The organism is Crossiella sp. CA198, from assembly GCF_052078295.1.
GTDB lineage: Bacteria > Actinomycetota > Actinomycetes > Mycobacteriales > Pseudonocardiaceae > Crossiella.
The window spans coordinates 218,517-245,167 of sequence record NZ_JBQJIM010000002.1 but is presented as its reverse complement, the minus strand read 5'-3'; the positions used below and the strand labels follow the sequence as shown (position 1 = coordinate 245,167).

At 71.2% G+C, this 26,651-nt stretch carries 30 protein-coding genes and 2 pseudogenes; 22 read left to right on the top strand and 10 right to left on the bottom strand.

What is annotated here, in order from left to right:
• Window positions 1-7: 7 nt before the first annotated feature.
• The 4 genes from ACTOWY_RS03720 to ACTOWY_RS03705 form a co-directional block, all read right to left on the bottom strand.
• Window positions 8-703 (bottom strand): phosphoadenylyl-sulfate reductase, encoded by a 696-nt coding sequence (locus tag ACTOWY_RS03720; protein ID WP_441308182.1) that lies wholly within the window; start codon window positions 701-703, stop codon window positions 8-10.
• Window positions 700-858, bottom strand: a complete 159-nt coding sequence (locus tag ACTOWY_RS03715) for an Insertion element protein (protein WP_441308181.1) — start codon at window positions 856-858, stop codon at window positions 700-702. The genes ACTOWY_RS03720 and ACTOWY_RS03715 overlap by 4 nt, the downstream gene beginning before the upstream one ends.
• Window positions 855-2,540 (bottom strand): nitrite/sulfite reductase, encoded by a 1,686-nt coding sequence (locus tag ACTOWY_RS03710; protein ID WP_441308180.1) that lies wholly within the window; start codon window positions 2,538-2,540, stop codon window positions 855-857. Before ACTOWY_RS03710 ends, ACTOWY_RS03715 begins: the two co-directional genes overlap by 4 nt.
• Before the next feature lie 124 nt (window positions 2,541-2,664).
• Window positions 2,665-2,757 carry a putative leader peptide gene (locus ACTOWY_RS03705; protein WP_441308179.1) on the bottom strand — a complete coding sequence of 31 codons (93 nt, stop codon included), beginning with the start codon at window positions 2,755-2,757 and terminating at the stop codon, window positions 2,665-2,667.
• An 84-nt stretch (window positions 2,758-2,841) separates the two neighbouring features.
• Between ACTOWY_RS03705 and hemW the strand changes: the two genes are divergently transcribed.
• The 3 genes from hemW to ACTOWY_RS03690 all read left to right on the top strand — a co-directional run bounded on the left by hemW (window position 2,842) and on the right by ACTOWY_RS03690 (window position 4,844).
• Entirely contained in the window at window positions 2,842-4,059 is a 1,218-nt protein-coding gene (hemW, locus tag ACTOWY_RS03700; protein ID WP_441308178.1) for a radical SAM family heme chaperone HemW, read from the top strand.
• 37 nt (window positions 4,060-4,096) lie between these two features.
• The gene (locus ACTOWY_RS03695; protein WP_441308177.1) at window positions 4,097-4,585 is read left to right on the top strand and encodes a hypothetical protein; all 489 of its coding nucleotides are present in this window, start codon (window positions 4,097-4,099) and stop codon (window positions 4,583-4,585) included.
• Between the two features lie 133 nt (window positions 4,586-4,718).
• Window positions 4,719-4,844 carry a hypothetical protein gene (locus ACTOWY_RS03690; RefSeq protein ID WP_441308176.1) on the top strand — a complete coding sequence of 42 codons (126 nt, stop codon included), beginning with the start codon at window positions 4,719-4,721 and terminating at the stop codon, window positions 4,842-4,844.
• A gap of 9 nt (window positions 4,845-4,853) precedes the next feature.
• Here the strand turns inward: ACTOWY_RS03690 and ACTOWY_RS03685 are convergent, their stop codons facing one another.
• Window positions 4,854-5,147, bottom strand: a complete 294-nt coding sequence (locus tag ACTOWY_RS03685; RefSeq protein WP_441308175.1) for a type II toxin-antitoxin system VapB family antitoxin — start codon at window positions 5,145-5,147, stop codon at window positions 4,854-4,856.
• Window positions 5,148-5,226: 79 nt separating this feature from the next.
• Here ACTOWY_RS03685 and hrcA point away from each other — a divergent pair, with 79 nt between their 5' ends.
• The 9 genes and pseudogenes from hrcA to ACTOWY_RS03640 all read left to right on the top strand — a co-directional run bounded on the left by hrcA (window position 5,227) and on the right by ACTOWY_RS03640 (window position 12,992).
• Complete coding sequence (hrcA, locus tag ACTOWY_RS03680) at window positions 5,227-6,261, top strand: heat-inducible transcriptional repressor HrcA (protein WP_441308174.1); 1,035 nt, start codon at window positions 5,227-5,229, stop codon at window positions 6,259-6,261.
• A gap of 37 nt (window positions 6,262-6,298) precedes the next feature.
• Complete coding sequence (dnaJ, locus tag ACTOWY_RS03675) at window positions 6,299-7,471, top strand: molecular chaperone DnaJ (protein WP_441308173.1); 1,173 nt, start codon at window positions 6,299-6,301, stop codon at window positions 7,469-7,471.
• Complete coding sequence (locus ACTOWY_RS03670) at window positions 7,468-8,238, top strand: 16S rRNA (uracil(1498)-N(3))-methyltransferase (RefSeq protein ID WP_441308172.1); 771 nt, start codon at window positions 7,468-7,470, stop codon at window positions 8,236-8,238. The genes dnaJ and ACTOWY_RS03670 overlap by 4 nt, the downstream gene beginning before the upstream one ends.
• A 444-nt stretch (window positions 8,239-8,682) precedes the next feature.
• Window positions 8,683-9,309: a TetR/AcrR family transcriptional regulator gene (locus ACTOWY_RS03665; RefSeq protein WP_441308171.1), complete on the top strand. Its 627-nt coding sequence runs from the start codon at window positions 8,683-8,685 to the stop codon at window positions 9,307-9,309.
• Window positions 9,310-9,345: 36 nt separating this feature from the next.
• On the top strand, window positions 9,346-9,600 hold the full coding sequence (locus tag ACTOWY_RS03660) for a hypothetical protein (protein WP_441308170.1): 255 nt from the start codon (window positions 9,346-9,348) through the stop codon (window positions 9,598-9,600).
• 67 nt (window positions 9,601-9,667) lie between these two features.
• Window positions 9,668-10,705 carry a PhoH family protein gene (locus ACTOWY_RS03655; protein WP_247759494.1) on the top strand — a complete coding sequence of 346 codons (1,038 nt, stop codon included), beginning with the start codon at window positions 9,668-9,670 and terminating at the stop codon, window positions 10,703-10,705.
• Window positions 10,702-11,217: pseudogene (gene ybeY / locus ACTOWY_RS03650) on the top strand (rRNA maturation RNase YbeY); the annotation flags it as partial. The gene ACTOWY_RS03655 and the pseudogene ybeY, both read left to right, overlap by 4 nt.
• Before the next feature lie 118 nt (window positions 11,218-11,335).
• A complete protein-coding gene (locus tag ACTOWY_RS03645; RefSeq protein WP_441308169.1) occupies window positions 11,336-12,667 on the top strand; it encodes a hemolysin family protein in 1,332 nt (443 codons plus the stop codon).
• Window positions 12,660-12,992, top strand: coding sequence for a cytidine deaminase (locus tag ACTOWY_RS03640; protein ID WP_441308168.1), 333 nt, complete (start codon window positions 12,660-12,662; stop codon window positions 12,990-12,992). The genes ACTOWY_RS03645 and ACTOWY_RS03640 overlap by 8 nt, the downstream gene beginning before the upstream one ends.
• A 78-nt stretch (window positions 12,993-13,070) precedes the next feature.
• Here the strand turns inward: ACTOWY_RS03640 and ACTOWY_RS03635 are convergent, their stop codons facing one another.
• Window positions 13,071-14,042 (bottom strand): GlxA family transcriptional regulator, encoded by a 972-nt coding sequence (locus tag ACTOWY_RS03635; RefSeq protein WP_441308167.1) that lies wholly within the window; start codon window positions 14,040-14,042, stop codon window positions 13,071-13,073.
• 19 nt (window positions 14,043-14,061) lie between these two features.
• Between ACTOWY_RS03635 and ACTOWY_RS03630 the strand changes: the two genes are divergently transcribed.
• The 7 genes from ACTOWY_RS03630 to ACTOWY_RS03600 are packed head-to-tail and all read left to right on the top strand — an operon-like array spanning window position 14,062 to window position 19,223.
• Window positions 14,062-15,399 carry an MFS transporter gene (locus tag ACTOWY_RS03630; protein WP_441308166.1) on the top strand — a complete coding sequence of 446 codons (1,338 nt, stop codon included), beginning with the start codon at window positions 14,062-14,064 and terminating at the stop codon, window positions 15,397-15,399.
• 11 nt (window positions 15,400-15,410) lie between these two features.
• On the top strand, window positions 15,411-15,749 hold the full coding sequence (locus ACTOWY_RS03625; RefSeq protein ID WP_247759499.1) for a (2Fe-2S) ferredoxin domain-containing protein: 339 nt from the start codon (window positions 15,411-15,413) through the stop codon (window positions 15,747-15,749).
• 21 nt (window positions 15,750-15,770) lie between these two features.
• Complete coding sequence (locus ACTOWY_RS03620) at window positions 15,771-16,199, top strand: hypothetical protein (RefSeq protein WP_441308165.1); 429 nt, start codon at window positions 15,771-15,773, stop codon at window positions 16,197-16,199.
• Window positions 16,183-17,091, top strand: coding sequence for a GTPase Era (gene era / locus ACTOWY_RS03615; RefSeq protein WP_441308164.1), 909 nt, complete (start codon window positions 16,183-16,185; stop codon window positions 17,089-17,091). Before ACTOWY_RS03620 ends, era begins: the two co-directional genes overlap by 17 nt.
• 31 nt (window positions 17,092-17,122) lie before the next feature.
• On the top strand, window positions 17,123-17,884 hold the full coding sequence (gene recO, locus ACTOWY_RS03610) for a DNA repair protein RecO (protein WP_247759502.1): 762 nt from the start codon (window positions 17,123-17,125) through the stop codon (window positions 17,882-17,884).
• Between the two features lie 29 nt (window positions 17,885-17,913).
• Window positions 17,914-18,801, top strand: coding sequence for an isoprenyl transferase (locus tag ACTOWY_RS03605; RefSeq protein WP_441308163.1), 888 nt, complete (start codon window positions 17,914-17,916; stop codon window positions 18,799-18,801).
• A complete protein-coding gene (locus ACTOWY_RS03600) occupies window positions 18,798-19,223 on the top strand; it encodes a YbjN domain-containing protein (RefSeq protein WP_312987121.1) in 426 nt (141 codons plus the stop codon). The genes ACTOWY_RS03605 and ACTOWY_RS03600 overlap by 4 nt, the downstream gene beginning before the upstream one ends.
• Before the next feature lie 615 nt (window positions 19,224-19,838).
• Here ACTOWY_RS03600 and mtnC read toward each other — a convergent pair.
• The 4 genes and pseudogenes from mtnC to mtnA all read right to left on the bottom strand — a co-directional run.
• Window positions 19,839-20,531: an acireductone synthase gene (mtnC, locus tag ACTOWY_RS03595; protein ID WP_441308162.1), complete on the bottom strand. Its 693-nt coding sequence runs from the start codon at window positions 20,529-20,531 to the stop codon at window positions 19,839-19,841.
• A complete protein-coding gene (locus ACTOWY_RS03590) occupies window positions 20,528-21,106 on the bottom strand; it encodes a 1,2-dihydroxy-3-keto-5-methylthiopentene dioxygenase (protein WP_441308161.1) in 579 nt (192 codons plus the stop codon). The genes mtnC and ACTOWY_RS03590 overlap by 4 nt, the downstream gene beginning before the upstream one ends.
• Entirely contained in the window at window positions 21,103-21,720 is a 618-nt protein-coding gene (gene mtnB, locus ACTOWY_RS03585; protein WP_441308160.1) for a methylthioribulose 1-phosphate dehydratase, read from the bottom strand. Before mtnB ends, ACTOWY_RS03590 begins: the two co-directional genes overlap by 4 nt.
• Window positions 21,721-22,124: 404 nt before the next feature.
• Window positions 22,125-23,108: pseudogene (mtnA, locus tag ACTOWY_RS03580) on the bottom strand (S-methyl-5-thioribose-1-phosphate isomerase); the annotation flags it as partial.
• Between the two features lie 168 nt (window positions 23,109-23,276).
• Between mtnA and ACTOWY_RS03575 the strand changes: the two are divergent.
• The 3 genes from ACTOWY_RS03575 to ACTOWY_RS03565 are packed head-to-tail and all read left to right on the top strand — an operon-like array spanning window position 23,277 to window position 26,630.
• Window positions 23,277-24,305: a permease gene (locus ACTOWY_RS03575; protein ID WP_374205788.1), complete on the top strand. Its 1,029-nt coding sequence runs from the start codon at window positions 23,277-23,279 to the stop codon at window positions 24,303-24,305.
• On the top strand, window positions 24,305-25,087 hold the full coding sequence (locus ACTOWY_RS03570) for a TIGR03943 family putative permease subunit (protein WP_441308159.1): 783 nt from the start codon (window positions 24,305-24,307) through the stop codon (window positions 25,085-25,087). The genes ACTOWY_RS03575 and ACTOWY_RS03570 overlap by 1 nt, the downstream gene beginning before the upstream one ends.
• A gap of 16 nt (window positions 25,088-25,103) precedes the next feature.
• Window positions 25,104-26,630, top strand: coding sequence for an alpha/beta hydrolase (locus tag ACTOWY_RS03565; RefSeq protein ID WP_441308158.1), 1,527 nt, complete (start codon window positions 25,104-25,106; stop codon window positions 26,628-26,630).
• Window positions 26,631-26,651 lie beyond the last annotated feature (21 nt).

Genomic DNA, 26,651 nt, shown 5'->3' with positions numbered 1-26,651 from the left:
CCCGCCTTCATCCGTGCAGTCCGCACTCGGTCTTGTTCTGGCCTGCCCAGCGGCCACTGCGCGGGTCGGCGCCCGGCAATGGTTTCGCCGTGCAGGGCGCACAGCCGATGGACGGATATCCCGCGCCTACCAGGGGGTTCTCCAGAATGCCGTGTTCGGCGATGTAGGCGTTGAACTCCTCGTCGGTCCAGGCGGCGATCGGGTTGACCTTGATCAGCCCGTTGCGCTCGTCCCAGCCCACGATCGGCGTGTTCGCCCTGGTCGGCGCGTCCACCCTGCGCACGCCGGTGACCCACGCGTCATAGCGGGACAGCGTGCGCTGCAACGGGATCACCTTGCGCAGCGCGCAGCAGCGATCCGGCGCCCGCTCGAACAGGTTCGGCCCGTGCTCGGCGTCCTGCTCCGGCACGGTCTGATCGGGCAGCGCGTTGACAATGCTCAACGGGTACACCGACTCCACCGCGTCCCTGGTGCCGATGGTCTCGGCGAAGTGGTACCCGGTCTCCAGGAACAGCACGTCGAACCCGCTGACCACCTTGGCCGCCAGGTCGATCAGCACCGCGTCCTGCATGTTCGAGGCCAGGATCCACCGGTTGAGCGGAAAGGTCTGCGCCACCCAGGTCAGCGATTCCAGCGCGGTGGCCTCGGCCAGTTCGTCCGCGGCCCGCTCGGCCAGTGACTTGAGGTCGGTCACGGCGCTCACCGGATCACCTCCACCGGGCGCTGCAGGCCGACGAACTTCAGCGAGAACACCCGCCGGCAGCCCGTGCAGCCCCACGCCCCGTGCGGTTCCTCCTGCGGGCGCAGGTCCTCGTCCCCGCAGTAGGGGCAGTAGAACGGCGTCGCTCGTTCGCTCATCGCAGATCCGCCTCCTCCGCGCGGGCCGCCCACTGGGCGAACCGCTCGCCGTCGACGCGCTGGGCCACGAAGTTGCGCGCCACCCGCTCCACGTAGTCGCCGAGTTCGGCGCTGGTCACCTTGTGTCCGCGCAGTTTCCGGCCGAACCCGGCGTCCAGGCCGAGTCCGCCGCCGAGGTGCACCTGGTAGCCCTCGACCTGCTGCCCCTCGCCGTTGGTCACGATCTGGCCCTTGAGCCCGATGTCCGCGGTCTGGATCCGCGCGCAGGAGTTGGGGCAGCCGTTGATGTGCACGCTGATCGCGGCCTCGGCCAGGGTGTGCTGGACGTCGGCGAGCTGCTTCTCCAGCTCCTCCACCAGCCGCGCGGCCCGTGCCTTGGTCTCCACGATGGCGAGCTTGCAGAACTCGATCCCGGTGCAGGCCATGGTGCTGCGCCGCCACGGCGAGGGCCGGGCGTGCAGGCCGAGGCCGGCCAGCTCGTCCACCAGAGTGTCCACTTCGGACTCGGCGACGTCGAGCACGACCAGTTTCTGCTGTGCGGTCAAGCGAACCCGGCGGGACCCTGCCCGTTCCACCGCCTTGGCCACCTCGACCAGGATCGAGCCGGAGACCCGCCCGGCGATCGGCGCGACCCCGATGTAGAACTTGCCGTCCTTCTGCGGGTGCACACCCACGTGGTCGATCGGCCCGGAAGCCGGCGGCGCGACCCCGTCGAGCAGTTTGCGCTGGAGGAACTCGGTCTCCAGCACCTCGCGGAACTTGTCCACACCCCAGTCGGCGATGAGGAACTTGATCCGGGCCCGGTGCCGCAGCCGCCGGTAGCCGTAGTCGCGGAAAAGGCTGATCACGCCCTCCCACACGTCCGGCACCTCATCCCGCGGCACCCACACGCCGAGTCGCTTGGCGATCATCGGGTTGGTGGACAGCCCGCCGCCGACCCACAGGTCGAAGCCGGGCCCGTGCTCGGGGTGGTCCACGCCGACGAAGGAGATGTCGTTGACCTCGTGCGCCACGTCCTGCACACCGGAGATGGCGCTCTTGAACTTGCGGGGCAGGTTCGAGTACGCCGGGTCGCCGATGTAGCGCTTGACGATCTCGTGGATGGCCGGGGTGCCGTCGATGACCTCGTCCGCGGAGATCCCGGCCACCGGCGAGCCCAGCACCACCCGCGGGCTGTCCCCGCAGGCCTCGGTGGTGGACAGGCCGACGCCCTCGATCTTCTCCCAGATCGTGGGCACGTCCTCGATCTGGATCCAGTGGTACTGGATGTTCTGGCGGTCGGTGATGTCGGCGGTGTCCCGGCCGTAGGTCTGGGAGATCTCGCCCAGCACCCGCAACTGCTCGGTGCTCAGCGCGCCGCCGTCGACCCGGACGCGCAGCATGAAGTACTCGTCGTCCAGCTCCTCCGGTTCCAGCACGGCGGTCCGCCCGCCGTCGATGCCGGGTTTGCGCTGGGTGTAAAGGCCATACCAGCGAAAGCGCCCGCGCAGATCAGCCGGGTCGATCGAGGCGAAGCCACCGTGGGCGTAGATGTTCTCGATCCGGGCCCGCACGTTCAGCGGGTTGTCGTCCTTCTTCGAGCGCTCGTTCGGGTTCAGCGGCTCGCGGTAACCCAGCGCCCACTGCCCTTCGCCGCGGCGCGCTTTCGCGGCCCGCGCCGGGGTAGAGGTTGGGGGGACCATGGTCCGACCTCCGGGATTCGAGGCGGCCGTGCGCACCGTCGAAGCCCCAGGGTTCACATGGTGGGAAGGGGATCTTCAGCCGGGACGCCCGTCGCCGGCTGGCAAAGAGAAATGCAGCGGCCGACTAGACGTACGGTCGGCAGAGCGCGCTGGAGACGCGCAGGTAGTCCACGTGGCGGCGAGCCACGAGGACAACACGGCGTCCAGGCGAGGTCATGTGGACCAGCGTGCCACGCGTCCCCCGATGGGTCTACCGCCATCCGCATAGTGGGATAACGAGACGGATTGAGACACTGCTGTTATGCCCTCTGCACTTCCCGACGGCGATCCGGCGCCGCAGGACGGCGCGCTGCCCGCCGCCGCCCTGACCGGCCTGGGCGAGCGCCCATTCGGGCTGTACGTCCACGTGCCGTTCTGCGCCACCCGCTGCGGGTACTGCGACTTCAACACCTACACCCCCGGTGAGCTGGGCAGTTCCGCCTCCCCGCAGTCCTGGCTGGCCGGGGTGCGGCGGGAGCTGGAGCTGGGCGCGCGGGTGCTGGGCAGCCCGCCCGCCGCGGACACCGTGTTCATCGGCGGCGGCACCCCGTCCCTGCTCGGCGCGGACGGCCTGGCCGCGGTGCTGGGCGCGGTCCGGGACACCTTCGGCCTGGCCCCCGGCGCCGAGGTGACCACCGAGTCCAACCCGGAGTCCACCTCCCCGGAGTTCTTCGCCGGCATCCTGGCCGCCGGCTACACCCGGGTCTCCCTGGGCATGCAGTCCGCCGCCCCGCACGTGCTGAAGATCCTGGACCGCACGCACACCCCCGGCCGTGCCCGCGCCGCCGCCAAGGAAGCCCGGGCCGCCGGGTTCGAGCACGTGAACCTGGACCTCATCTACGGCACCCCCGGCGAACGCCCCCAGGACCTGGCCGAATCCCTGGACGTGGTCCTGGCCGGCGGCGTCGACCACGTCTCCGCCTACGCCCTCATCGTCGAGGAGGGCACCGCGCTGGCCCGCCGGATCACCCGCGGCGAGCTGGCCAGTCCCGACGACGACGTGCTCGCCGAACGCTACGAACAGGTCGACCAGACCCTCCAGCGCGCGGGCCTGACCTGGTACGAGGTCTCCAACTGGGCCACCGACGACGCCGCCCGCTGTCGGCACAACCTGGGCTACTGGCTCGGCGGCGACTGGTGGGGCGCGGGTCCTGGCGCGCACAGCCACGTGGGCGGAGTGCGCTGGTGGAACGTCAAACACCCGAGCCGCTACGCCGCACTGCTCGCCGAAGGCCACTCACCCGCGGCCGGGCGGGAGACGCTGACCGCCGCGGACCGGGACGTCGAGCGCATCCTGCTGGAGTTGCGGCTGGTGGAAGGACTGCCGGTGGACGTGCTGGACGAGCCCGGCCGGCGCGAGGCCAGGGTCGCCGCGTCGGACGGCCTGCTCGATCCGGCCAGTCTGGACGGCGGGCGGTGCGTGCTCACCGATCAGGGCAGGCTGCTGGCCGACGCGGTGGTCCGGCGGCTGGTGCCGTGAGCTGGCGGTCGAGCGAGTTTTAAAGTAGTTTGCAGGTATGGCCCTCAGTGCTCCGCAGGTCAACTTCTCGGACCTCTCGAACAAGCCCGTCGACACCGTGCGCAAGCTGCAGGAGTCGCCGAGCCGGTCGGTGCGCGTGCACCGCAGGGGAGACGACGAGGACCTGGTGCTGGTTACGGCCAGCCGGGCCGCCGAGGTGCGCGAGGTCGTCTCCACCACCACGGCGCTGTTCGTCGCGCTCATGCAGCACAGCGCTGAGGTCAGGGACCTGGTCACCGACGTGATGCCGACCGCGTTCCCGTGGGTGCGGTTCCTGCCAAGGGAGGACGTGCGGGCGTTCGTGGTCGAGCTGGTGGAGATCCTGGAAGCGGCGAACTCGCTGGGCAATCCCGCCCCGGTCGTCCAGCTGATCACCGAGTGGCGGCACACCGCCGAGATCCACGCCGATCCCGAGCTGCTGGCCATCCTGCGCAAGGACGGCGAGGACCTCGGTGAGGTCCCGGCGCCGGAGGCGAACGACGCGTGAGTCCACTCGCTCTTGGGTGAGGTCTGCTCGCGGAGAACGCTCGCCGATCTCGCTCGTCGTGTTTTCTGGGGGTGCGACCCCCAGACCCCGCCCGGCGGGCTCCGCCCCCGGACCCCCGACGCGGTGTGTCCGGATGCTGTCGGCTGGAAGAACGCCGAGTCGGTCGCGTGCCCGGATCTGGTACCTGCTGGACGAGGACCGGCACACGGTCTGGGTCCAGGCCGCCTGCGCCGGGCACCCGAAGGGCACCGAGATCTGATGCGGCGACCTACCCCAGCACCAGCACCCGGACATGGATGAAGTTGCGTTGCTGCAGCGCCGCCCGCACCGCCCGGTGCAGCCCGTCCTCCAGGAACATCTCCCCGCGCCACTGCACCGCGTGGGCGAACAGGTCGCCGAAGAAAGTGGAGTCGGAACTGAGCAGGCGGTCCAGCTCCAGGACCTTCTTCGTGGTCACCAATTCGTCCAGCCGGACCGGGCGGGGCGGGATCTTCGCCCACTCCCTGGTACTCAGCCCGTGGTCCGGGTACGGCCGCCCGTCCCGGACGTCCTTGAAGATCACCCCGGCCTCCCTGCCAGCACTCGCGCCGTGCACCCCACCCCAGACCCTAGACTTGGTGCCGACAGGGAGGTGACGCGCGGTGAACACAGGGTCGCCGGAGGACCGGCGCTTCGAGGTGTTGCGGGCGATCGTCGCCGACTACGTCAACACCCAGGAGCCGGTCGGGTCCAAGGCGCTGGTCGATCGGCACAACCTCGGGGTGTCCAGCGCGACCGTGCGCAACGACATGGCCGTGCTGGAAGAGGACGGCTACATCACCCAGCCGCACACCAGCGCGGGCCGGGTGCCCACCGACAAGGGCTACCGGGTCTTCGTGGACCGGCTCTCCGAGGTCAAACCGCTGTCCACGGCCGAGCGCCGGGCCATCCAGGCCTTCCTGGACGGGGCGATGGACCTGGACGATGTGCTCCGGCGCAGCGTCCGGTTGCTCGCCCAGCTCACCCGGCAGGTCGCGGTGGTGCAGTACCCGACCCTGACCAGGTCCTCGGTCCGGCACATCGAGGTGGTGCCGATCACCGCGGCCCGGCTGATGCTGGTCACCATCACCGACACCGGCCGGGTCGAGCAGCGCATGGTCGACCTCGGCGACGTGATCAGCCCGGACGATGTGGCCAGGGTGCGGTCGGTGCTCAACTCGACCCTGGTCGGGCGCAGGCTCAGCGACGCCTCCGCGCGGGTCGCCGAGCTGCCAGAGGCCGCCCCGACCGAACTGCGCGACATCATGATCCGGGTGTGCACCGCGCTGATCGAATCGCTGGTGGAGCACCCGGAGGAGCGGCTGCTGCTGGGCGGCACCGCCAACCTGACCCGCAACGTGGCCGACTTCCCCAACTCCCTGCGTAATGTGCTGGAGGCGCTGGAGGAACAGGTCGTCGTGCTGAAGCTGCTGCAGGCGGCGCACGACCAGTCGACGATCACGGTGCGGATCGGTGAGGAGAACGAGGCCGAGGGGATGCGCAGCACCTCCGTGGTCTCCATTGGTTACGGCTCCACCGCCGGCACCGTGCTGGGCGGCATGGGTGTGGTCGGGCCGACAAGAATGGACTATCCGGGAACGATGGCGGCCGTCCGCGCCGTTGCCGCATACGTGGGAGACATCCTGGCCGGTCGCTGAGCGGCGCCGGCTGTGGGGAAGTAGGGACTGGGAGACGGTGGCAAGGGACTACTACGGCACTCTGGGCGTGCGTTCGGACGCATCGCAGGAGGAGATCAAGCGGGCTTATCGCAAGCTCGCCCGCGAGCTGCACCCGGATGTGAACCCGGAGGAGAGTGCCCAGCAGCGTTTCCGTGAGGTCACCGCGGTCTACGAGGTGCTCTCCGACCCGGAGAAGCGCAAGATCGTCGACCTCGGCGGTGACCCGCTCTCGCCCGGCGGCGGTGGCGGCGGACGCGGTGGCGGCGGCATGGGCGACCCGTTCGCCGGGTTCGGCCTCGGCGACATCATGGACGCCTTCTTCGGCGGCGGACCGGCCAGCCGGGGACCGCGCAGCCGGACCCAGCCCGGTTCGGACGCGCTGATCCGCCTGGAGGCCAGCCTGGAGGAGTGCGCCACCGGCATCACCCGCGAGCTGACCGTGGACACCGCGATCCTGTGCACCCTGTGCGAGGGCTCCGGCTGCGCCGAGGGCAGCTCCCCAATCCGCTGCGACACCTGCGGCGGGCGCGGCGAGGTCCAGTCCGTGCAGCGCTCCTTCCTCGGCCAGGTCGTCACCGCGCGGCCCTGCCCGGTCTGCCGCGGCTTCGGCGAGGTCATCCCCGACCCGTGCCAGCAGTGCGCGGGCGAGGGCCGGGTGCGCTCGCGGCGCACCATCAACGTCAAGATCCCGCCGGGCGTGGCCGACGGCATGCGGGTCCGGCTGGCCAGCCAGGGCGAGGTCGGCCCCGGCGGCGGACCGGCCGGCGACCTCTACGTCGAGGTCGAGGAACTGCCGCACGACACCTTCACCAGGGACGGCACCGAGCTGCACTGCACGATCCGGGTGCCGATGACCGCGGCCGCGCTGGGCGCGACCATCCCGATGCAGACCCTGGACGGCGTGCAGGAACTGCCCCTTGACCCGGGCACCCAGCCGGAGACCGAGCTGGTGCTGCCCGGCAAGGGCATGCCCCGGCTGCGTTCCTCCGGCCGGGTCGACGGCCGCGGCGACCTGCACGTGCACGTCGAGGTCGTGGTGCCGACCAAGCTGGACGAGGAGCAGACCGCGCTGCTGCGCCAACTCGCCGAACTCCGCGGCGAGGAGGCCTCCGAACTGGCCGCCAACGCCAACGGGCGCAACGGCGGCGGGCTGTTCTCCCGGCTGCGGCACTCCTTCGGACAGCGTTGATCCACGGCATCCCGGTCTTCCACACCGAGAGCCTGCCGCCTGGCGAGCAGGCCCGGCTGGACGGACCGGAGGGCAGGCACGCGGCCACCGTGCTGCGCACGCGCGTCGGGGAGCAGCTGGTGCTCTCCGACGGCGCGGGCGGCCTGGCCCGGTGCGCGGTGACCGCGGTCGGCAAGGACTTCCTCGACCTGGACGTGCTGGCGCGCTGGACCGAGCCCGCGCCCAGCCCCCGGGTGGTGCTGGTGCAGGCGCTGATCAAGGGTGACCGCGGCGAGCTGGCGGTCGAACTGGCCACCGAGGCCGGGGTGGACGCCGTGCACCCGTGGCGTGCGGCCCGCTGTGTGGCCCGCTGGGAAGACGGACCACGCGGGGCCAAGGCACTGGGCCGGTGGCGCGCCACCGCGCTCCAGGCGGCCAAACAGGCCCGCCGCGCCTGGGTCCCCGAGGTCGGTGAGCCACTGGGCACCGGTCAGCTCGCCCAGCTCGTCCAGGCCAGTGCCGCCACCCTGGTGCTGCACGAGGCGGCCGAGGTGGTGCTGGGCGAGGTCGGGCTGCCCGCCGAGGGCGATCTGCTCATCGTGGTCGGTCCGGAGGGCGGTATCACGGAGAGCGAGGTCTCGCGACTCGTCGAAGCCGGCGCCACCCCGGTCCGGCTCGGACCGACGGTGCTGCGCGCCTCCACCGCCGCGGCCGTCGCACTGGGCGCCATCGGGGTGCTGACCAGGCGTTGGCAACCCACCGGGCGCACTGGCGAAGTTGCTCGTTAGCAACGACTTCCGCGCAGTTCTGCTAGTGCGTCCACGGGAAATGGCGACCGGCCCAGCGATCGATCGCCAAACGGCAGCTTTGGCGCGCCAAGCGGCGTGATCCATTCGGTCCAGGTGTAGCGCGAGGGGCCGGAAAGGAGCTACGCTCTGTCGCCGACGGGCAAGAAAGTTCTGGGGCAGCCTTCGTCGGCCCACCTCAGAGCACTTGCCAAAGCTGGCCTCGGGTGACGGGCACCCGAAGGATCGCCGGACACCTCCCCCCTCGGTCCGGCGCGGTTGCGTCGCGACGGAGTGACCCCCAGGCTCCGTCGCGACGCAACCACCCCCATCACCCACCCTGTGGCAAGTCCGGGGTTCGAACGATCTGTGTCGAGGTTTGTGTCCACTCTGCCGGTGGAATCGCGTGTGGATTTTTTTATAACACGGCTGTGCTAGAAAAGTACAGTGCCCAAACTCGTCGACCACGAGGCCCGTCGCCGGGAACTCGCCCAGGCCGTGTGGCGGGTGGTCCAGCGCGACGGCGTCGAACGCGCCTCGGTGCGCGCGGTGGCCGCCGAGTCCGGCTGGTCGGCAGGCGCGCTCCGGCACTACTTCCCCACCCAGGACGCGTTGCTGCACTTCGCGATGGACCTGGCCGCGGAGAAGTTCACCGAACGGGCCCGCGCCCTCGACGAACACGGCGTGCCTCCGCAGGAGCACTCCGCGCCCTGGCGGGTCCGCCGCCTGCTGACCACGCTGCTGCCCCTGGACGCCGACAGCAAGGTCTCCGCCGAGGTGTGGATGGCCTTCGTCACGCGGGCCAGGGTCGACCCGGTGCTGCGCGCCGCGGGCCGCAAGGGCGATGAGGTGATCGCCGACTGGCTCCTCGAACGCCTGCGCGACGCCGCTGAGGAGGGCATCCTGCGGGCAGGCGCCGACCCGGTGCGCGAGGCGCTGCGGCTGCTCGCGCTCACCGACGGCCTGGTGGTGCACGGCCTGATCACCCCAGAGGCGATGCCGCCGGAACTGATGATCCAACTGCTGGAGGACCACATCTGCGAGGTGTTCCCGGGATGCGATCTGAGCACGTGAGCGACTGTTGCCAAAAATGTGCACAGTTGTCGGATCGTGGCTGGTGAGCTGCCTGCCAGGGTGCGCGCGAGCAGCGAACACGCGCTGGCCTTCGACGACCCCGGGCTGGCCGCCGGGCTGATCGGCCTGGCCGCCGAGGTGGCCGCGGCCACCGGCATCGCCGGACCCAGCTACCGGCTCATCGCCAACACCGGCCCCGGCGGCGGCCAGACCGTCTTCCACGCCCACCGGGGCTGGCCCGGCCAGGCACGAGCGCTATTGCGGTGGGGACGCGTCAGGGCCTGGCGTTAGCATCTGAGGCGACAGTCCACATCCGTCGTCCAGTCCAGTCGTCCGCAGAAAGCAGGCCCGAGGCCACGTGGCCGGTACCGCACCTGGTGAAGCGACCCAGCCCGGGTCGAAGATCTCCCTGCCCGACACCGCAGTCCTGGCGTTGCTGGGTTCCAGCGATGAGAACCTGCGCCTGCTCGAGGAGTTGCTCACCGCCGACGTGCACGTCCGCGGCAACGAGCTGACCCTGACCGGCGAACCCGCTGACGTCGCCTTCGCCGAACGAGTCTTCGCCGAACTCATCACCCTGGCGGGCAAGGGCCAGCCGGTGGGCCAGGACGCGGTGCGCCGCACGGTGGCCATGCTCAGCGCGGGCACCGAGGAATCCCCGGCCGAGGTGCTCAGCCTCAACATCATCTCCCGGCGCGGGCGCACCATCCGGCCCAAGACGCTGAACCAGAAGCACTACGTGGACGCCATCGACGCGAACACCGTGGTCTTCGGCATCGGCCCGGCAGGCACCGGCAAGACCTACCTGGCCATGGCCAAGGCCGTGCAGGCGTTGCAGGCCAAGCAGGTCAGCCGGATCATCCTGACCAGGCCGGCGGTCGAGGCGGGGGAGCGGCTGGGCTACCTGCCCGGCACCCTCTACGACAAGATCGACCCGTACCTGCGGCCGCTCTACGACGCGCTGCACGACATGGTCGACCCGGAGTCGATCCCGCGCCTGACCCAGGCCGGGACCATCGAGGTCGCGCCGCTGGCCTACATGCGCGGCCGCACCCTCAACGACGCCTTCATCATCCTGGACGAGGCGCAGAACACCACGCCCGAGCAGATGAAGATGTTCCTCACCCGGCTCGGCTTCGGCTCCAAGATCGTGGTCACCGGCGACATCACCCAGATCGACCTGCCCGGCGGGCAGCGCAGCGGTCTCAAGGTGGTCCGGGACATCCTCGAAGGCGTGGACGATGTGCACTTCTCCATCCTGACCAGCCAGGACGTCGTCCGGCACCGCCTGGTCGGGGAGATCGTGGACGCCTACGACCGCTGGCAGGTCGTGCAGGACAACGCAGAGAACGGCGCTGCCGGGCAGCGCGCCCACACCCGAAAGGCAAGGCGTTGAGCATCGAGATCGCCAACGAGTCCGGGGTCGGGGTCGAGGAGACCTCGATCGTCGACGCGGCGAGGTTCGCGCTGGACCGCATGGGTGTCAGCCCCCTGGCGGAGCTGTCCGTGCTGCTGGTCGAGCTGGACGTGATGTCCGACCTGCACGAACGCTGGATGGACCTGCCCGGTCCCACCGACGTGATGGCCTTCCCGATGGACGAGCTGGACTCCGCGCGCCGCCCCGACGCGGCCGGGGTCGGGCCCGCGCTGCTCGGCGACATCGTGCTCTGCCCGGCCTTTGCCAAGGACCAGGCGCGCAAGGCCGGACACAGCCTCACCGACGAACTGCACCTGCTCACCGTGCACGGCGTGCTGCACCTGCTCGGCTACGACCACGCCGAGCCGGAGGAGGAGCGGGAGATGTTCTCCCTGCAGAACCGCATCCTCGCCGACTTCCGTGGCGCGCGGGCGCAGGAACAGCAGCGCGCCGCCGACGACAAGGTGCTCGGCGCGGTCGGCCTGCACGACGGGGAGACCGGGGAAGCCGTCGAACCCGCGGCCGGATCCGAGGCCGAGGCGCCCGCCGTGGCGGCGGAGCCGGAGCGGCGCGCGGACTCCGACTCCGCGAACTGAGGCGGCCGCGGCGATGTCCGACCCCGTCTCGCTCGTGGTCATCGCGGTCCTGCTGGTGCTCGCCGCCGGATTGTTCGGCGCCGCCGACGCCGCGCTCGGCACGGTCTCCCGGGCCAGGGTGGACGCCCTGGTTCGGCAGGGCAGGGCCGGGGCCCGGCAGCTCGCGCTGGTGGTCGCCGACCGGCCCCGGCACATCAACCTGCTGCTGTTGCTGCGGCTGGGCTGCGAACTCGCCGCGACCGTGCTGGTCACCCTGGCCTGCCTGTTCTGGTTCCAGCCCGAGTGGCTGGCCGCGCTGGTGGCCATGCTGAGCATGCTGGTGGCCAGCTACGTGCTGGTCGGCGTCGGCCCGCGCACCATCGGCCGCCAGCACCCCTACAGCGTGGGCATCCTGGTCGCCGGACCGGTGCGCGCCCTGGTCTCGGTGCTCGGCCCGCTGGCCCGGCTGCTGATCCTGATCGGCAACGCGATCACCCCCGGCCGCGGCTTCCGGGAAGGCCCGTTCTCCTCCGAGGTCGAACTGCGCGAACTGGTCGACCTGGCCCAGGAACGCGGCGTGGTGGCCGCCGGCGAGCGCGAGATGATCCACTCGGTGTTCGAGCTGCGCGCCACCATCGCCCGCGAGGTCATGGTGCCGCGCACCGAGATCGTCTGGATCGAACAGGACAAGTCGGTCCGCCAGGCCCTCGCACTCTGTTTGCGCACCGGATTCTCCCGGATCCCGGTGATCGGGGAGAGCGTGGACGACGTGGTCGGCGTGGTGAACCTCAAGGACCTGGTGCGCTCCTCGGTGGAGGGCGTGGCCGAGGCCGACCGCACCGTCGCGGTGCGCGAGCTGATGCGCCCGGCCAGCTTCGTGCCCGACTCCAAGCGGCTGGCCGAACTGCTCAAGGAGATGCAGCTCTCCCGCAACCACCTGGCCATCGCGGTGGACGAGTACGGCGGCACCGCAGGGCTGCTCAGCATCGAGGACATCATCGAGGAGATCGTCGGCGAGATCACCGACGAGCACGACGCCGACGAACGCCCGCCGATCGAAGTGCTCGGCGATGGCACCCCCGCGGTCCGGGTCTCCTCCCGGCTGCCGGTGGAGGACCTGGGCGAGTACTTCGGCGTGGAACTGGACGCCTCCGAGGTGGAGACGGTCGGCGGCCTGCTCGCCCAGCGGCTGGGCCGGGTCCCGCTGCCCGGCGCGGAGGCGGAGATCGAGGGCCTGCGGCTGCGTGCCGAGGGCGGCAAGGACAACCGCGGCCGGATGCGGATCACCACCGTGCTGGTGACCCCGGCCGGCGCGCTGACCCCGGCCGCCGTGGCCGAGACCGACGGAAAGGACAGCCGTGCCTGAGCTGGATCCGGAAGACACCAAACTCGTCGTGCTGGCCCGCGCCTCCCGCGCCCGCACCGGCGCGGCCGAGGGCGCCGCGGTCCGCGACACCGACGGCCGGACCTACGCCGCCACCACGGTCGCGCTGCCCTCGCTGAAACTGACCGCGTTGCAGGCCGCGGTGGCCGCCGCGGTGGCCAGCGGGGTGGACGGCCTGGAAGCCGCGGTGGTGGTCACCGCCGCGGCGGCCGCGGACGCGGACTCGCTGGCCGCGGTGCGCGATCTGGCGCCGAAGGCCCCGGTGCACGTGGCCGACAGCAACGGCAACGCACACACCACCCACTGACCGAGCGCCCAGTTTGCCCAACTCGTACAGCCAGTTGGGCACACTGGGCGTACGAGTTGGGCCAAGTCGGCGCGGGGGTCAGCCGGTCTGGCGGAAGGTGCGGCGGTAGCTGCTGGGCGCGGTGCCGAGCTGGGTGCGCAGGTGCGCGCGCAAGGACGCCGAGGTGCCGAAACCGGCCTGGCTGGCGATCCGGTCCACCGGGAGGTCGGTTTCCTCCAGCAGCCGCCGGGCCAGTTCCACCCGCTGCCGCACCAGCCACTGACCGGGGCTGAGACCGGTCTCCTCGCGGAAGCGGCGGGTGAAGGTGCGCACGCTCATCCGCGCCCGCCCGGCCAGTTCGCGCAGTTCGAGGGGCTGTTCCAGGTTGCCCAGCATCCACTCGCGGACCTCGGTGGTGCCCGAATCCGGCTCCACCGGCAGCGGGCGCTCGATGAACTGGGCCTGCCCGCCGTCCCGCCACGGCGCCACCACGCACCGCCGGGCACTGCGGTTGGCCACCGAACTGCCGTGGTCCAGGCGCACCACGTGCAGGCACAGATCCAGGCCCGCGGCCACCCCGGCCGAGGTCAGCACCTGGCCGTCGTCGACGAAAAGCACCTCCGGCCGCAGCTCGACCTCGGGGAACAGCCGCCGGAACCGGTTCACCCACCACCAGTGCGTGGCAGCGGGCCGCCCGTCCAGCAAACCCGCCGCGGCCAGCGCGAACGCCCCGGTGCAGATCGACATCACCCGCTTCCCGGCCGCCACCGCCGCCCGGAACGCCTCGCCGACTCCCTCGGGCAGCACGCCCTCGGTGACGATCGGGCCATCGTGCACCCCACAGGCCACCACGGTGTCCGCCCACTCGAACGCCTCCAGGCCGTGCTGGGGCTGCACCTGGTACCCGGCCGTGGCCCAGACCGGGCCGCCGTCCGGGGTGCACACCCGCACCTCGTAGAGCCGCTTCCCGTCGTCATCCCGCGCGGTGCCGAAGACCTGCGGCGGCACCCCGAGATCCACCCCGGCGGCGTGGTCGAAGATCAGCACGGCGACACGATGCGGACGAGCCATGGCCCGATCCTTGCACAGGATGGCCTTCGGGCCACTCGTGTCCGGCCCGCCGCTGGCCGAGGCTGACTCGGTGACCCAGACCCAGCTCACCCGTCCCCGGCTGCACCGGGCCTGGGTGGTGGCCGCCGTCGCCTTCGTCGCGCTGGTCGGCGCCGCCGGTTTCCGCGCCACCCCCGGCGTGCTGATCAACCCGCTGCAACAGGAGTTCGGCTGGCCGCTGGGCACCATCTCCCTGGCCGTCTCGATCAACCTGCTGCTGTTCGGGCTCACCTCGCCGTTCGCCGCCGCGCTGATGGAACGCTTCGGCATCCGCAAGGTGGTGGCCTGCGCGCTGGCGCTGGTCGCCGCGGGCAGTGGACTGACCGTGTTCATGACCGCCTCCTGGCAACTGGTGCTGCTGTGGGGCGTGTTCGTCGGACTGGGCACCGGGTCGATGGCACTGGCCTTCGTCGCCACCGTCACCACCCGCTGGTTCGTCAAGCACCGCGGCATCGTCACCGGCGTGCTCACCGCGGGCAGCGCCGCCGGTCAGCTGGTGTTCCTGCCGGTGCAGGCCCTGCTGGTGGAGTCCTACGGCTGGCGCTGGGCCTCGCTCGTGGTCGCCCTCGGCGCGCTCGCGGTGGCCCCGCTGGTGCTGTGGCTGCTGCGCGACCACCCGGCCGAGGTCGGCCTGACCGCCTACGGCGCCACCGGCGAACCCCAGGCCCCACCCCGGCCCACGGGCGGCGCGGCCCGGCGGGCGCTGACCGCGCTGGCCACCGCCTCCCGCGTCAAGACGTTCTGGTTCCTGGTCATCGGCTTCGCCATCTGCGGGATGAGCACCAACGGCCTGGTCGGCACGCACTTCATCCCGGCCGCGCACGACCACGGCATGCCCACCACCACCGCGGCCGGACTGCTCGCCCTGGTCGGCATCTTCGACATCGTCGGCACCGTCTTCTCCGGCTGGCTCACCGACCGGGTCGACTCCCGGCTGCTGCTGGGCGCCTACTACCTGCTGCGCGGGGTGTCCCTGTTCGTGCTGCCCAGCCTGTTCGACGCCAGCACCGGGCCCAGCATGCTGGTCTTCATCATCTTCTACGGCCTGGACTGGGTGGCCACCGTGCCGCCCACGGTCGCGCTCTGCCGGGAGCACTTCGGCGCCGACGGACCGGTCGTCTTCGGCTGGGTCTTCGCCTCGCACCAGATCGGCGCGGCCATCGCGGCCACCGGCGCGGGCCTGCTGCGCGAGCACCTGGGCACCTACACCGTCGCCTGGTATCTCTCGGCGGGACTCTGCATGGTCGCGGCCGCGTGCTCCATGATGATCGCCACCTCACACCTCCGGCGCTCGGTTCCGGCGCCGGTGGCCCCGTAGCGTGGACGCCTGTGCGTCTGACCGTGTGCCGTGACTGCTGCTGCGGGACCATCCGCAAGCACCCCGAGATCGACCACGACGAGCAGCTGCGCCAGTTGCGCGAGATCGCCGCGGCGCACGGGGCCAAGGTGACCGTGTCGGACTGCCTGGACGTGTGCGCCCAGTCCAACGTGGTCGTGGTGCAGCGGCCCGGCGGCGGCAAACCGGTGTGGCTGGGCCTGATCCTGGGCGAGGCGGTGCTCGGCGACCTGGACCGCTGGCTGGCCGCGGGCGGACCCGGCCGGGCGCCGCTGCCGGACACCCTGGAACTGCACCGGATCAGCCCGCCGGTCCGGGAAGGATCCCGGTAGACCAGGGCTACAACACGGCCCATGCCGAAGTTTCTGCGGATCACCCAGGTCGTGGTGATCATCCAGGTCCTGCTCAACCTCGGGCTCAACGGCTTCGTGCTGATCCTGCTCAGCCAGGAGAGCGACCGCGCCTGGGCCAGGAACAATCTGGCCGTGCAGGCCCTGATCCAGGTGGCCTCGATGCTGATCATGGTGCTGCTGCTGGTGAGCGCCCTCCGGTTCGGCCGCGGCGAGCCGTGGGCACGCACCACCGCGCTGGCGGTGGAGTGGATCGTGGTCGCCGGGGCCCTGCTCAACCTGGCCGGTGGAGCGCTGCTCGGCCAGTTCACCGCGCAGGCGCTGGTCCCGTTGGTCTTCGCGGTGCTGGTGCTGCAGGCCCTGCTCAAGGCGGAGGCCAGGGAGTGGTTCGCCGGGGAGCTGCGAGAATGGACGGGTGACCAGCGTCAGTGACACCCACCGCTCCGGCTTCGCCTGCTTCGTCGGCAGGCCCAACGCCGGCAAGTCCACCCTCACCAACGCACTGGTCGGCACCAAGGTCGCCATCACCTCCAGCCGCCCGCAGACCACCCGGCACACCATCCGCGGTGTGGTGCACCGGCCGGACGCGCAGCTGGTCATCGTGGACACCCCCGGCCTGCACCGCCCGCGCACCCTGCTCGGCCAGCGGCTCAACGACCTGGTCAGGGAGACCTGGTCGGAGGTCGACGTGGTCGGGCTGTGCGTGCCTGCCGACCAGCCGGTCGGGCCGGGCGACAAGTTCATCGCCGCCGAACTGAAGAAGATCTCCAAGAACACCCCGGTGATCGGCATCATCACCAAGACCGACCTGGTCAGCCAGGACATGGTGGGCCAGCAGCTGCTCGCGCTGCAGGAGATCATGGAGTTCACCGACCTGATCCCGGTCTCCGCGGTGGACGGCTTCCAGGTCGAGACGCTGACCCAGCTGCTGGTGGACCGCCTGCCGCGCGGCCCGCAGCTCTACCCCGACGGCGAGCTGACCGACGAGCCGGAGGCCACCCTGGTCGCCGAGCTGATCCGGGAGGCCGCCCTGGAGGGCGTGCGGGACGAGCTGCCGCACTCGATCGCGGTCACCGTCGAGGAGATGGTGCCGCATCCGGGCCGCACCGACATGATCGACGTGCACGCCGTGGTCTACCTGGAGCGGGACAGCCAGAAGGGGATCATGATCGGGCACAAGGGGGCCCGGCTGAAGCAGGTCGGCTCGACCGCGCGCAAGCACATCGAGAGCCTGCTCGGCACCAAGGTCTACCTGGACCTGCACGTCAAGATCGCCAAGGACTGGCAGCGGGATCCCAAGCAGCTCCGCCGCCTGGGATTCTGAGCTTGACACCCGGGCATGGGACGATGACCGGGTGAGTCTCTACCGCGACACCGGCGTGGTGCTGCGGGTGCAGAAGCTGGGCGAGGCGGACCGCATCGTCACGCTGCTGTCCCGCCGGCACGGCAAGGTGCGCGCGGTGGCCAAGGGCGTGCGCCGGATGACCTCCCGCTTCGGCGCCAGGGTGGAACCGTTCTGCCACATCGACGTGCAGCTCTACACCGGCCGCACACTGGATGTGATCACCCAGGTGCAGACCCTGGACGCCTTCGGCGCCCCCATTGTCGGGGACTACCCGCGCTACACCGCGGGCTGCGCGGTGCTGGAGACCGCCGACCGGCTCACCGCCGAGGAGAACGCGCCGGCACTGCGGCTGTATATGCTGGTGGTGGGCGCGTTGCGGGCACTGGCCGACAACAGCCGGGACGCGCCGCTGGTGCTGGACGCCTTCCTGTTGCGGGCCATGGGGTACGCCGGGTGGGCGCCCGCGCTCAGCGAGTGCGCGCGCTGCGGGGTGCCGGGTCCGCACCAGTCCTTCAGCGTGCAGGCCGGGGGCGCGGTGTGCCACCGCTGCCGCCCACCGGGGTCGACCAAACCGACCCAGGAGACCATCGGCCTGCTGGAGGCGCTGCTGCACGGCGACTGGCCGGTCGCCGAGCAGGCCAGTCACTCCGCGCGGCGGGAGGGCAGCGGCCTGGTGGCCGCGCACCTCCAGTGGCATCTGGAGCGCCAGCTGCGTTCGCTACCGTTGGTGGAACGGAAGCGCTCGGCCGTGGTGCCCGAGCCACAGATCTAGTTGTTCTCACGATGAGGAGGAAGCCGACGATGCTGCGACGGCGGGTTGGACGCGCCGACACGAGCGTCCGGCCACCGGATCCGCATCCCTCGGGCGCGCGCCCGCCGGCGATCCCCGCCGACCTGGTGCCCAAGCACATCGCCGTGGTGATGGACGGCAATGGCCGCTGGGCCAAGGAGCGCGGACTGCCGCGCACCGAGGGGCACAAGCGCGGCGAGGCGGTCGTGGTCGAGGTGGTCAAGGGCGCGATCGAGCTGGGTGTGAAATGGCTCTCGCTGTACACCTTCTCCACCGAGAACTGGAAGCGCACCCCGGATGAGGTGCGGTTCCTGATGGGCTTCAGCCGGGACGTGATCCGCGACCGCACCGACGAGCTGGACGAGCTGGGCGTGCGCATCCGCTGGGCAGGCCGCCGTCCCAAGCTGTGGCGCAGCGTGATCAAGGAGCTGGAGGTCGCGCAGGAGCGCACCAAGGACAACTCCGTGATCAACCTGGCCATGTGCCTGAACTACGGCGGCCGCGCCGAGGTCGGCGACGCCGCCCGCGAGATCGCCCGCCTGGTCGCCGCCGGGAAGATCAACCCGGACAAGGTCGACGAGAAGATGCTGGCCCGGCATATGTACCAGCCGGAAATGCCGGACGTGGACCTGTTCATCCGCCCCAGCGGCGAGCAACGCACCAGCAACTTCCTGCTCTGGCAGTCCGCCTACGCCGAACTGGTCTTCCAGGACATCCTGTGGCCGGACTTCGACCGCAGGGACCTGTGGCGGGCCTGCGAGCAGTTCGCCATGCGCGATCGCCGGTACGGAGGGGCGCTGCCCAACCCCGTCACGGCAAAACCCGAGGAGTTCTCCCTGGAACACATCGACCCCATCCAGGCCGTGGGCATCGAACCCGTGACCGGAGGCACCCGGTGACCGAAGCGCTGACCACCGCGACCCTGCTGACCGCGGCCAGGGAAGCCCTGGAGATGTTCCACGACGTGCACGTCGACGACGACGGTGCGCTGACCTTCCGGCACGGCGAGGTCCCCTGCGCGGTGCAGGCCATGCAACTCTCCGAGGGCCTGACCGTGCTCAGCCTGACCTGCGTGGTCGCCTGGGACCTGCCCGACGACGAGAAACTGGCCGCCTCAGCCGCCGAACGCGCAGGCCAGGGCCTCTTCGGCACCCTGGGCGTGATCCGCACCGGCACCGGCATGGACGTCACCCTGCGCTACGCCTTCCCCGCCGAAGGCATGGGCGCCGCCCCCCTGAGCACCCTGCTCATGCTGGTCGTCTCCACAGCCTCCCAACTCCGCACCGAACTCCTCGACGCCGCAGCCCAAACCAACCCCTAACCCCACCCCACAACGGCCAACACTCACCCCCACCCCGGGTGTTGGCCGTTGTCGTACGCCGAGTTGGCCGTTATGGACGGCGAGTTGGCCCAACTCGTACGCCACGTTGGCCGTTGTGGGACGGCAGCGGGCCGGGGCGGGGCGGAGGGGTGAAACCCCCACGACGAGGGCCCTCGCGTGTTCTCCGTACGGCCTGGAGCATGCAGACCACACCCCGATGAGTGGCCCCTGCAACACAATCCGCCGCCGAACCCACCCAAGGTGACGGGGGCCGCTCATCGGGGTGTGGTTGGCTGGCGGAAGGCCGTACGGAGAACACGCGAGCCCTCGGAGCCACGCTGGGTCAGGCCCCGGCAGCCCAAACCCCGCCCCGCAACCTGCTCATGCCGGGGTTTGATCTGCCCCACCCCTCCGGTGGTCTGCCCGGCCGGCGAGGCCATCCTTTCTTGATCTTAAAACCGAAGATCAAGTGCGTCCGCACCGGACGGGCAGAAATCAAAGGATGGGGAACCGCAGGCTTCGCCCGCTCACAATGGCCCAAGGCGCACAACAACGGCCAACGTGGCGTACGACAACGGCCAACACTCGGTGCGGTTCGAGTGTTGGCCGTTGTGGTCAGGGCAGGGTGAGTTCGCTGAAGTCCGTGATCCATCGGTGGTCGCCGTCCGGACCGGGTGCCTCGCCGGGACGCTGGACGCCGACCGCCTGCCAGCCCGCCTCGACCGCCGCGTCCAGTTCCGCGGTCACGTCGGAGAGGAACAGCGTGGCCGCAGCCGGCACGCCCAGTGCCTCGGTGATCCGCCGGTAGGAGGCGGCCTCGCGCTTGGGGCCCGCGGTGGTCAGGTCGAAGTGGCCGCTGAGGTGGCCGGACAGGTCGCCGTGGTCGCTGTGCCGGAACCAGTCTCGTTGTGCGGCCACCGAACCGGAGGAATAGATGTGCAGGCCCAGCCCGGCCGCCCGCCAGCTCTTCAACGCCACCGGCACATCCGGGTAGACCTGTCCACGCAGGTCACCGGCCTGGAAACCGCTGTGCCAGATCAGGCCCTGGAGTTGCTTGAGCGGGCGGGCCTTCACGTCCTCGTCGATCCAGCCCACCAGGGTCGCGATCACCTCGGCTTCCGACGCCCCTGGCCGGCCGAGTTCCGCGCGCACGCCCTCGACGACCTCGGTCGCCTCGGGCGTGTCCCGGTGCCCGGCCAGCCAGTCGGCCACCCGGGCCCGCGCGTACGGGAACAGCTGGTCGTGCACGGCGGCCAGTGGACTCGTGGTGCCCTCGATGTCCAGGACCACCGCCTGCGTTGTGCTCACGCGGGTTCCGCCACCAGTTCGTCCAGACGGGGGAACCTGGCTGCGATGGGGTCGCCGGTGAAGTCACCCACCCAGCCGTCCTCCTCCTCGAAGAAGCGGATGGCCACGAAGTCGGGGGTGGGGCCCATGTCGAACCAGTGCGTGGTCCCGGCTGGCACCGACAACAGGTCGCCCGCCTCGCACACCACGGCGTAGACCCGCTCGTTGAGGTGCAGGTAGAAGCAGCCCTGGCCGGCGACGAAGAAGCGGACCTCGTTCTCGGCGTGGCGATGCTCGTCCAGGAAGGTGCCGCGGGCCTTGGCCGCGCGGGCCGGGTAGGTCTCGTCCTCGGGATCGGGGCGCAGCGCGGCCACGTCGACCAGCCGGAACCCGCCCTTGGCCTTGAGGTCCTCGACCTCGGTGGCGTAGGCGGCCAGCACGGTGTCCTGATCGGCCTTGGCCGGCAGGTCCCTGGTCGCCCAGTTCTCGTACTCCACACCCAGTTCGGCCAGCGTGGCCGCGATCTTCTCGCTGTCCCTGGTGCGCAACTCGACGGTGGTGGGCTCGGTCTCCGGCATGACCTGCAAGAGCGTCATGAGAACGCACGTCCTTTCAACAACAGCGACAACTGGCAGATGGACTCCACGCATTCCATCCGGTTGCGGGCCTGCGCGTAGTCCGCACCCCAGGTGGTGAGCCCATGATGTTCGATCAGCAGCACCGGCGGCGCGTCCGGCTGCCCGATCAGGTACCGCTCCACCTCGGCGGCGATCCGCGGCACGTCGGCGTGGTTGGGGAACACCGGGATCGAGGTCGCGCTGGGATCGCGCAATCCCAGGCCCTTCAACAGCTCGAAGTCCCGGAAGTCCACTGTGGACAGTTCGGTGCGGTGGCCGGCCATGGTGGCCACCGCGGTGGCGTAGGGGGAGTGGGTGTGCACCACGGCCTCGGCCTTGGTGGCCCGGTAGATCGCGGTGTGGATGGTCGTCTCGGCCGAGGGCCTGGACGCCTGCGCGTGCACCGCGGCCGAGGTGTCCACCGAGACCAGCACCGTGTCGGACTCGGTCAGCGCGCCCTTGTCCCGGCCACTGGCGGTGATCAGCGCGGTCTCCGCGGTCAGCCGCACCGAGATGTTGCCCGAGGTGCCGGGCAGCCAGCCCCGCTGGTACAGCTCGCGGGCGGCCGCGGCCAGCGCCGCCCCGGGGCTCATCCGGACACCTCGGCGAGCGCGACCACCTTGTGCGGGGCCAGTTTCTCCGCATCGCCGGACCCGGACTCCACCAGCAGCACGCCGAACCCGGCCACCGTGCCGCCGCTGCCCCACACCAGTTCGGCGGCATCGCCGAGCCGGTCGCCGAGCACCTCGTCCACCACCAGCACCCTGGTGCCCGGCGCGACCGGGTTGCCCGGCAGCACCAGCGGCACCTCGGCGTGCCTGGCCAGCGCCGCACCCAGCAGCAACCCGCCGGAGGCCAGGCCGAGCACCGCGTCGAAGGAGCCGCGGAACTCCTCGGCCAGCGCGCCCGCGGTCGCCCCGAACAGCGCCGGGTCGGTGTACACGCCGGAGAGGTCCAGGCCGTCGCCGAGGGCCTCGGTGATCCGCCCGGCCAGTGCCGCGCCGTGGTTGGGCCGCCACACCCGCCGCTCGGTGACCACCGCGCTGACCAACTCGGCGGGCGTCACGTCGAAGGCCGGGTTGAACACCGCCACCCCGGCCGGGGCCACCGGCGTGCCGCCGAAGGCGGTGACCTCCGCGGCGGCGCGCTCCTCGACCACGATCTCCGAGCCGTGCGCCAGCGTGTTGTCCACGGTGGACTCCGGCGCGACCACGATGAACGGGATCCGGTGCCGGGCCGCGGAGACCGCCAGCCCGTAGGTGCCGATCTTGTTGGCCACATCGCCGCGAGCGGTGATCCGGTCCGCGCCGACCAGCACCACGTCTACCTGGCCCAGCGACATCGCCGCCGCGGCGGCCGAGTCGACCAGCAACCGGTGCGGAATGCCCTGTTCGGCCAGCTCCCACGCGGTCAGCCGGGCGCCCTGCAGCAGCGGGCGGGTCTCGTCGACCAGCACCTCCTCGATCAGGCCGCGCCCGGCCAGATCGCTGATCGCGCCCAGCGCGGTGCCCCAGGCCGCGGTGGCCAGCCTGCCGGTGTTGCAGTGCGTGAGCACCCGCAGCGGCCGGTCCGGGGTCAGCGAGAGCACCAGGTCGGCGGCCAGCCGGGCGGCGGTGCGGTTGGTCGCCTCGTCCTCGGCCAGCATCATCGACGCCTCGGCCAGCACCGCCTTCGCGCCCTGCTCCAGCTTGCCCAGCGCCCGCCGCACGCCCCAGGCCAGGTTCACCGCGGTCGGCCTGGCCTTGGCCAGCCGCTCCGCGTCGGCGCGCACCACCGCCGGGTCGGTGTGCAGGTGCGCGGACAGCGCCACCCCGAACGCCCCGGCCAGGCCGATCGCGGGCGCCCCGCGCACAGCCAGCGTGGTGATCGCCTCGATCACCTCCTCGACCGTGGCCAGCCGCAACCACCGCAGCTCCTGCGGCAGCACCCGCTGGTCGATGGCCACGACCACGCCGTCGTCCCAGCCGAGTGTGTAGGTCATCCGCCACCCCAATCGATTCGCCGTGGTCCGGCTCGATCCCCCACGGTATTCACCCGCGCCAGACCCCAGGGAGACCGTCCCAGCACCTGGGCCCCGATGGGCGCAACGCGGTAGCCCGGATGGCTGCCTCTCGGCAACGGTTATCAATTCGCCCAATCGCATGGCAGCATGACTCCCGTGAGCACCGTTGCGACCGAGACGGCCGAGCCCACCGGGCACAAGCCACGGGGCCGGGGCATCACCTCGCTGGAAATCCTCTGCGGGGTCCTGCTGCTGGCCATCGTGTTCCAAGGGCAGATCGCCGCCCTGCTGACCGACGAGCGGATCCGCACCGCCTCCACGGTGTTCATCTCCGTCTGCATCCAGGCCATGCCGTTCCTGGTGCTGGGGGTGCTGATCAGCGGCGCGATCGCGGCCTTCGTCTCCCCGGAACGGCTGCGCAGGCTGCTGCCCGGCAACCAGGCCCTCGCGGTGCCGGTGGCCGGACTGGCCGGGGTGGCGCTGCCCGGCTGCGAGTGCAGCGCGGTGCCGGTCTCCGGCAGGCTCATGCAGCAGGGCGTGCGGCCCGCGGTCGCGCTGACCTTCCTGCTGGCCGCGCCCGCGGTGAACCCGATCGTGCTCGGCTCCACCGCCGTCGCCTTCCAGGGCGAACCGCTGATGGTGGTGGCCCGCTTCGTCGGCTCGCTGGCCACCGCGCTGGTCATGGGCTGGCTGTGGGTGCGCATCGGCAAGACCGAGTGGATCGCCGAACGCGCGCTGCGCCGCTACGAACGCCCGGCCGGGACCTCCCGCTGGGGCGTCTTCGCCGAGACCGCCCGGCACGACCTGGTCGAGGCAGGCGGCTTCCTGGTGATCGGCGGCATCATCGCCGCGGTGCTCAAGGTCACCGCGGCCGACTTCTTCAACTCGCTCTCCGGCCAGATCGTGCTCGGCGTGCTGGTGATGGCGGTGGCCGCGGTGGTCATGGCGCTGTGCAGCGAGGCCGACGCGCTGGTCGCGGCCAGCATGTCCGCGCTGCCGCTGCTGCCCCGGCTGGTGTTCCTGGTGGTCGGGCCCGCGGTCGATGTCAAGCTGATCGCGCTGCAGGCCGGTACCTTCGGCCGCAAGTTCGTCGTGCGGTTCGCGCCGCTGACCTTCCTGGTGGCGATCCTGTGCGGGGTCGGCGCCTTCCTGCTCGTCTTCGGTGAGGTGCGCTGATGCGACGCGAGACGCAGAACGTCCTGCTGGTGCTGCTCGGCGGCGCCCTGCTGAAGATCGCGCTCAACGGCCAGTACCTGCGCTACGTCAAACCCTCGTTCCTGCCGTTCCTGATCGCCGCCGCGGTGGTCATGCTGGGCCTGGCCTTCGTGGCCATCGCCCAGGACATCATCCGCATGCGGCACAAGGACAAACCGGCGCCGGTCCCGGTCTGCGCCGAGGGCGCTGAACCCGCGGCGGCCGACCACGACCACGGGCATGACCACGGCAAATCCCGCAGCCCCTGGTTCCTGCTGCTGCCGGTGCTGACCATCTTCCTGATCGCCCCGCCCGCCCTCGGTGCGGCCTCGGTCAACCCGAACGACACCCGCACCGTCACCGAACCAGCCAAACGCAACGGCAGCGCCAACTTCGAGCCGCTGCCCGCGGGTCCGGTGATCCCGATGAAGATGACCGACTTCCTCACCAGGGTGGTGTGGGACGACTCGGGCACGCTCAACGGGCGCGAGGTCCGGCTCACCGGGTTCATGTACCGGGACAAGGGCGTCAGTTACCTGACCCGGATGGTGATCGGCTGCTGCGCGGCCGACGCCCAGCCGATGAAGGTCCGCCTGGACGGCCCGCGCGCTGGCGAGGTCAAGGAGATCCCGATGGACTCCTGGCTGGAGCTGACCGGCAAGGTGCAACCCGGCACGGCCACCGAGGCCAACGCCTACACCCCTGCTTTCGACGTGAGCGAGATCAAGCCGATCCCCGCCCCCGCCGAACAGTACGAATCCTGACCTGAAAGGACCCCGCATGCGGGTGACCCTGCGCCGTCCGGCGGCTATCGCCGCTGTGCTGGCCCTCGTTGTCGTGGCCAGTCCGGCCGCGACCGCCGCACCCGCCCCCGAGGCCCCCGGCGGTATCGCCGGAGTGGCCGTGCCCAGCCTGAGCTGGCAGGACTGCGGCACCGGCGACGGTTTCCAGTGCGCCACCGCCCAGGTGCCCCTGGACTACCGCAACCTCTCCGCCGGCACCCTGTCCCTCGCCCTGGCCCGCCGTCCGGCGAGCAAGCCGGACCAGCGGATCGGCTCGCTGCTGGTCAACCCCGGCGGTCCCGGCGGTTCCGGGGTCGACTTCGCCCGCGGCGTGGTCGCGGACCTGCCCGCGGCGGTGGCCGAACGCTTCGACGTGGTCGGCTTCGACCCGCGCGGCGTCGGCCGCAGCTCCGCACTGGCCTGCCTGGACCCCGAGCAGACCCGCGCGGCCTTCGCCCGGATGACCGCCACCCGCCGCCCCGGCGACTTCGAGCGCGGCCAGGCCTTCGCCGCCGAGTTCCACGCCGGCTGCCAGGCCCGTAGCGCCACGCTGCTGCCGTACGTGGGCACCGAGTACGTGGCCCGCGACATCGACGTGCTGCGCGCCGCCCTGGGCGATGCCAAGCTCAACTACTACGGCGTCTCCTTCGGCACCTACATCGGCACCGTCTACGCCAACCTGTTCCCGAAGAACTTCCGGGTGCTGGCCCTGGACGGCGGCTACGACCCGGACTCCTACGCCAACGACCCGTACCGCTACGACCTGGGCCAGTTCCGCGCCACCGAGGCCGCCTTCAACCGCTTCCTGGACTGGTGCGCGAACACCCCGGACAAGTGCAAGTTCGGCAACGGCAAACCCGGCCAGGCCTTTGACAAGCTGGTCGCCGACCTGGACCGTGACCCGGTCAAGGACGCCGACGGCAAGGTGACCGCCAACGGCGCCAGCCTGGCCTACCGGATCATCTTCGCGGTCAACGGCGGCAGCCCCAGCTGGACCGCACTGGGCGCCCAGCTCGCCGAGGCGCAGACCCGCACCGGCAGACTGGTGCGCCCCATCGCCGCCAACGCCGCGTTCTTCGCCGCCAACACCGCGGTGGAATGCGCCGACCGGGTCTACCCCAAGAGCACCCACCAGCTGCGCGCCCGCCTGGCCATCGCCGCCGCGGTCGCTCCGCGGCTGGGCCCGGTCGCCGCCTACGGCACCCCCGGCTACGACCACTCGCACGCCGCGGTCTGCCAGCAGTGGCCGGCCAAGCAGGCCAGCCGCTACGCCGGTCCCTGGTCGGCGAAGGGCTCGGACCCGATCCTGGTCATCGGCACCACCGGCGACCCGGACACCCCGTACCAGGACTCGGTGGTGCTGTCCCGGACGCTGCGCAACGCAAGGCTGCTCACCTTCGTCGGCGAGGGCCACAGCGGTCTGAGCAACAGCGCCTGCGCCCGGCAGGCCACCGCGGACTACCTGGTGGACAAGACCCTCCCGGCCCGCGGCGCCCGCTGTGAGGACGACCCGGCACCCGCCTAGTCAGCAGTTCGGGCCGTACCC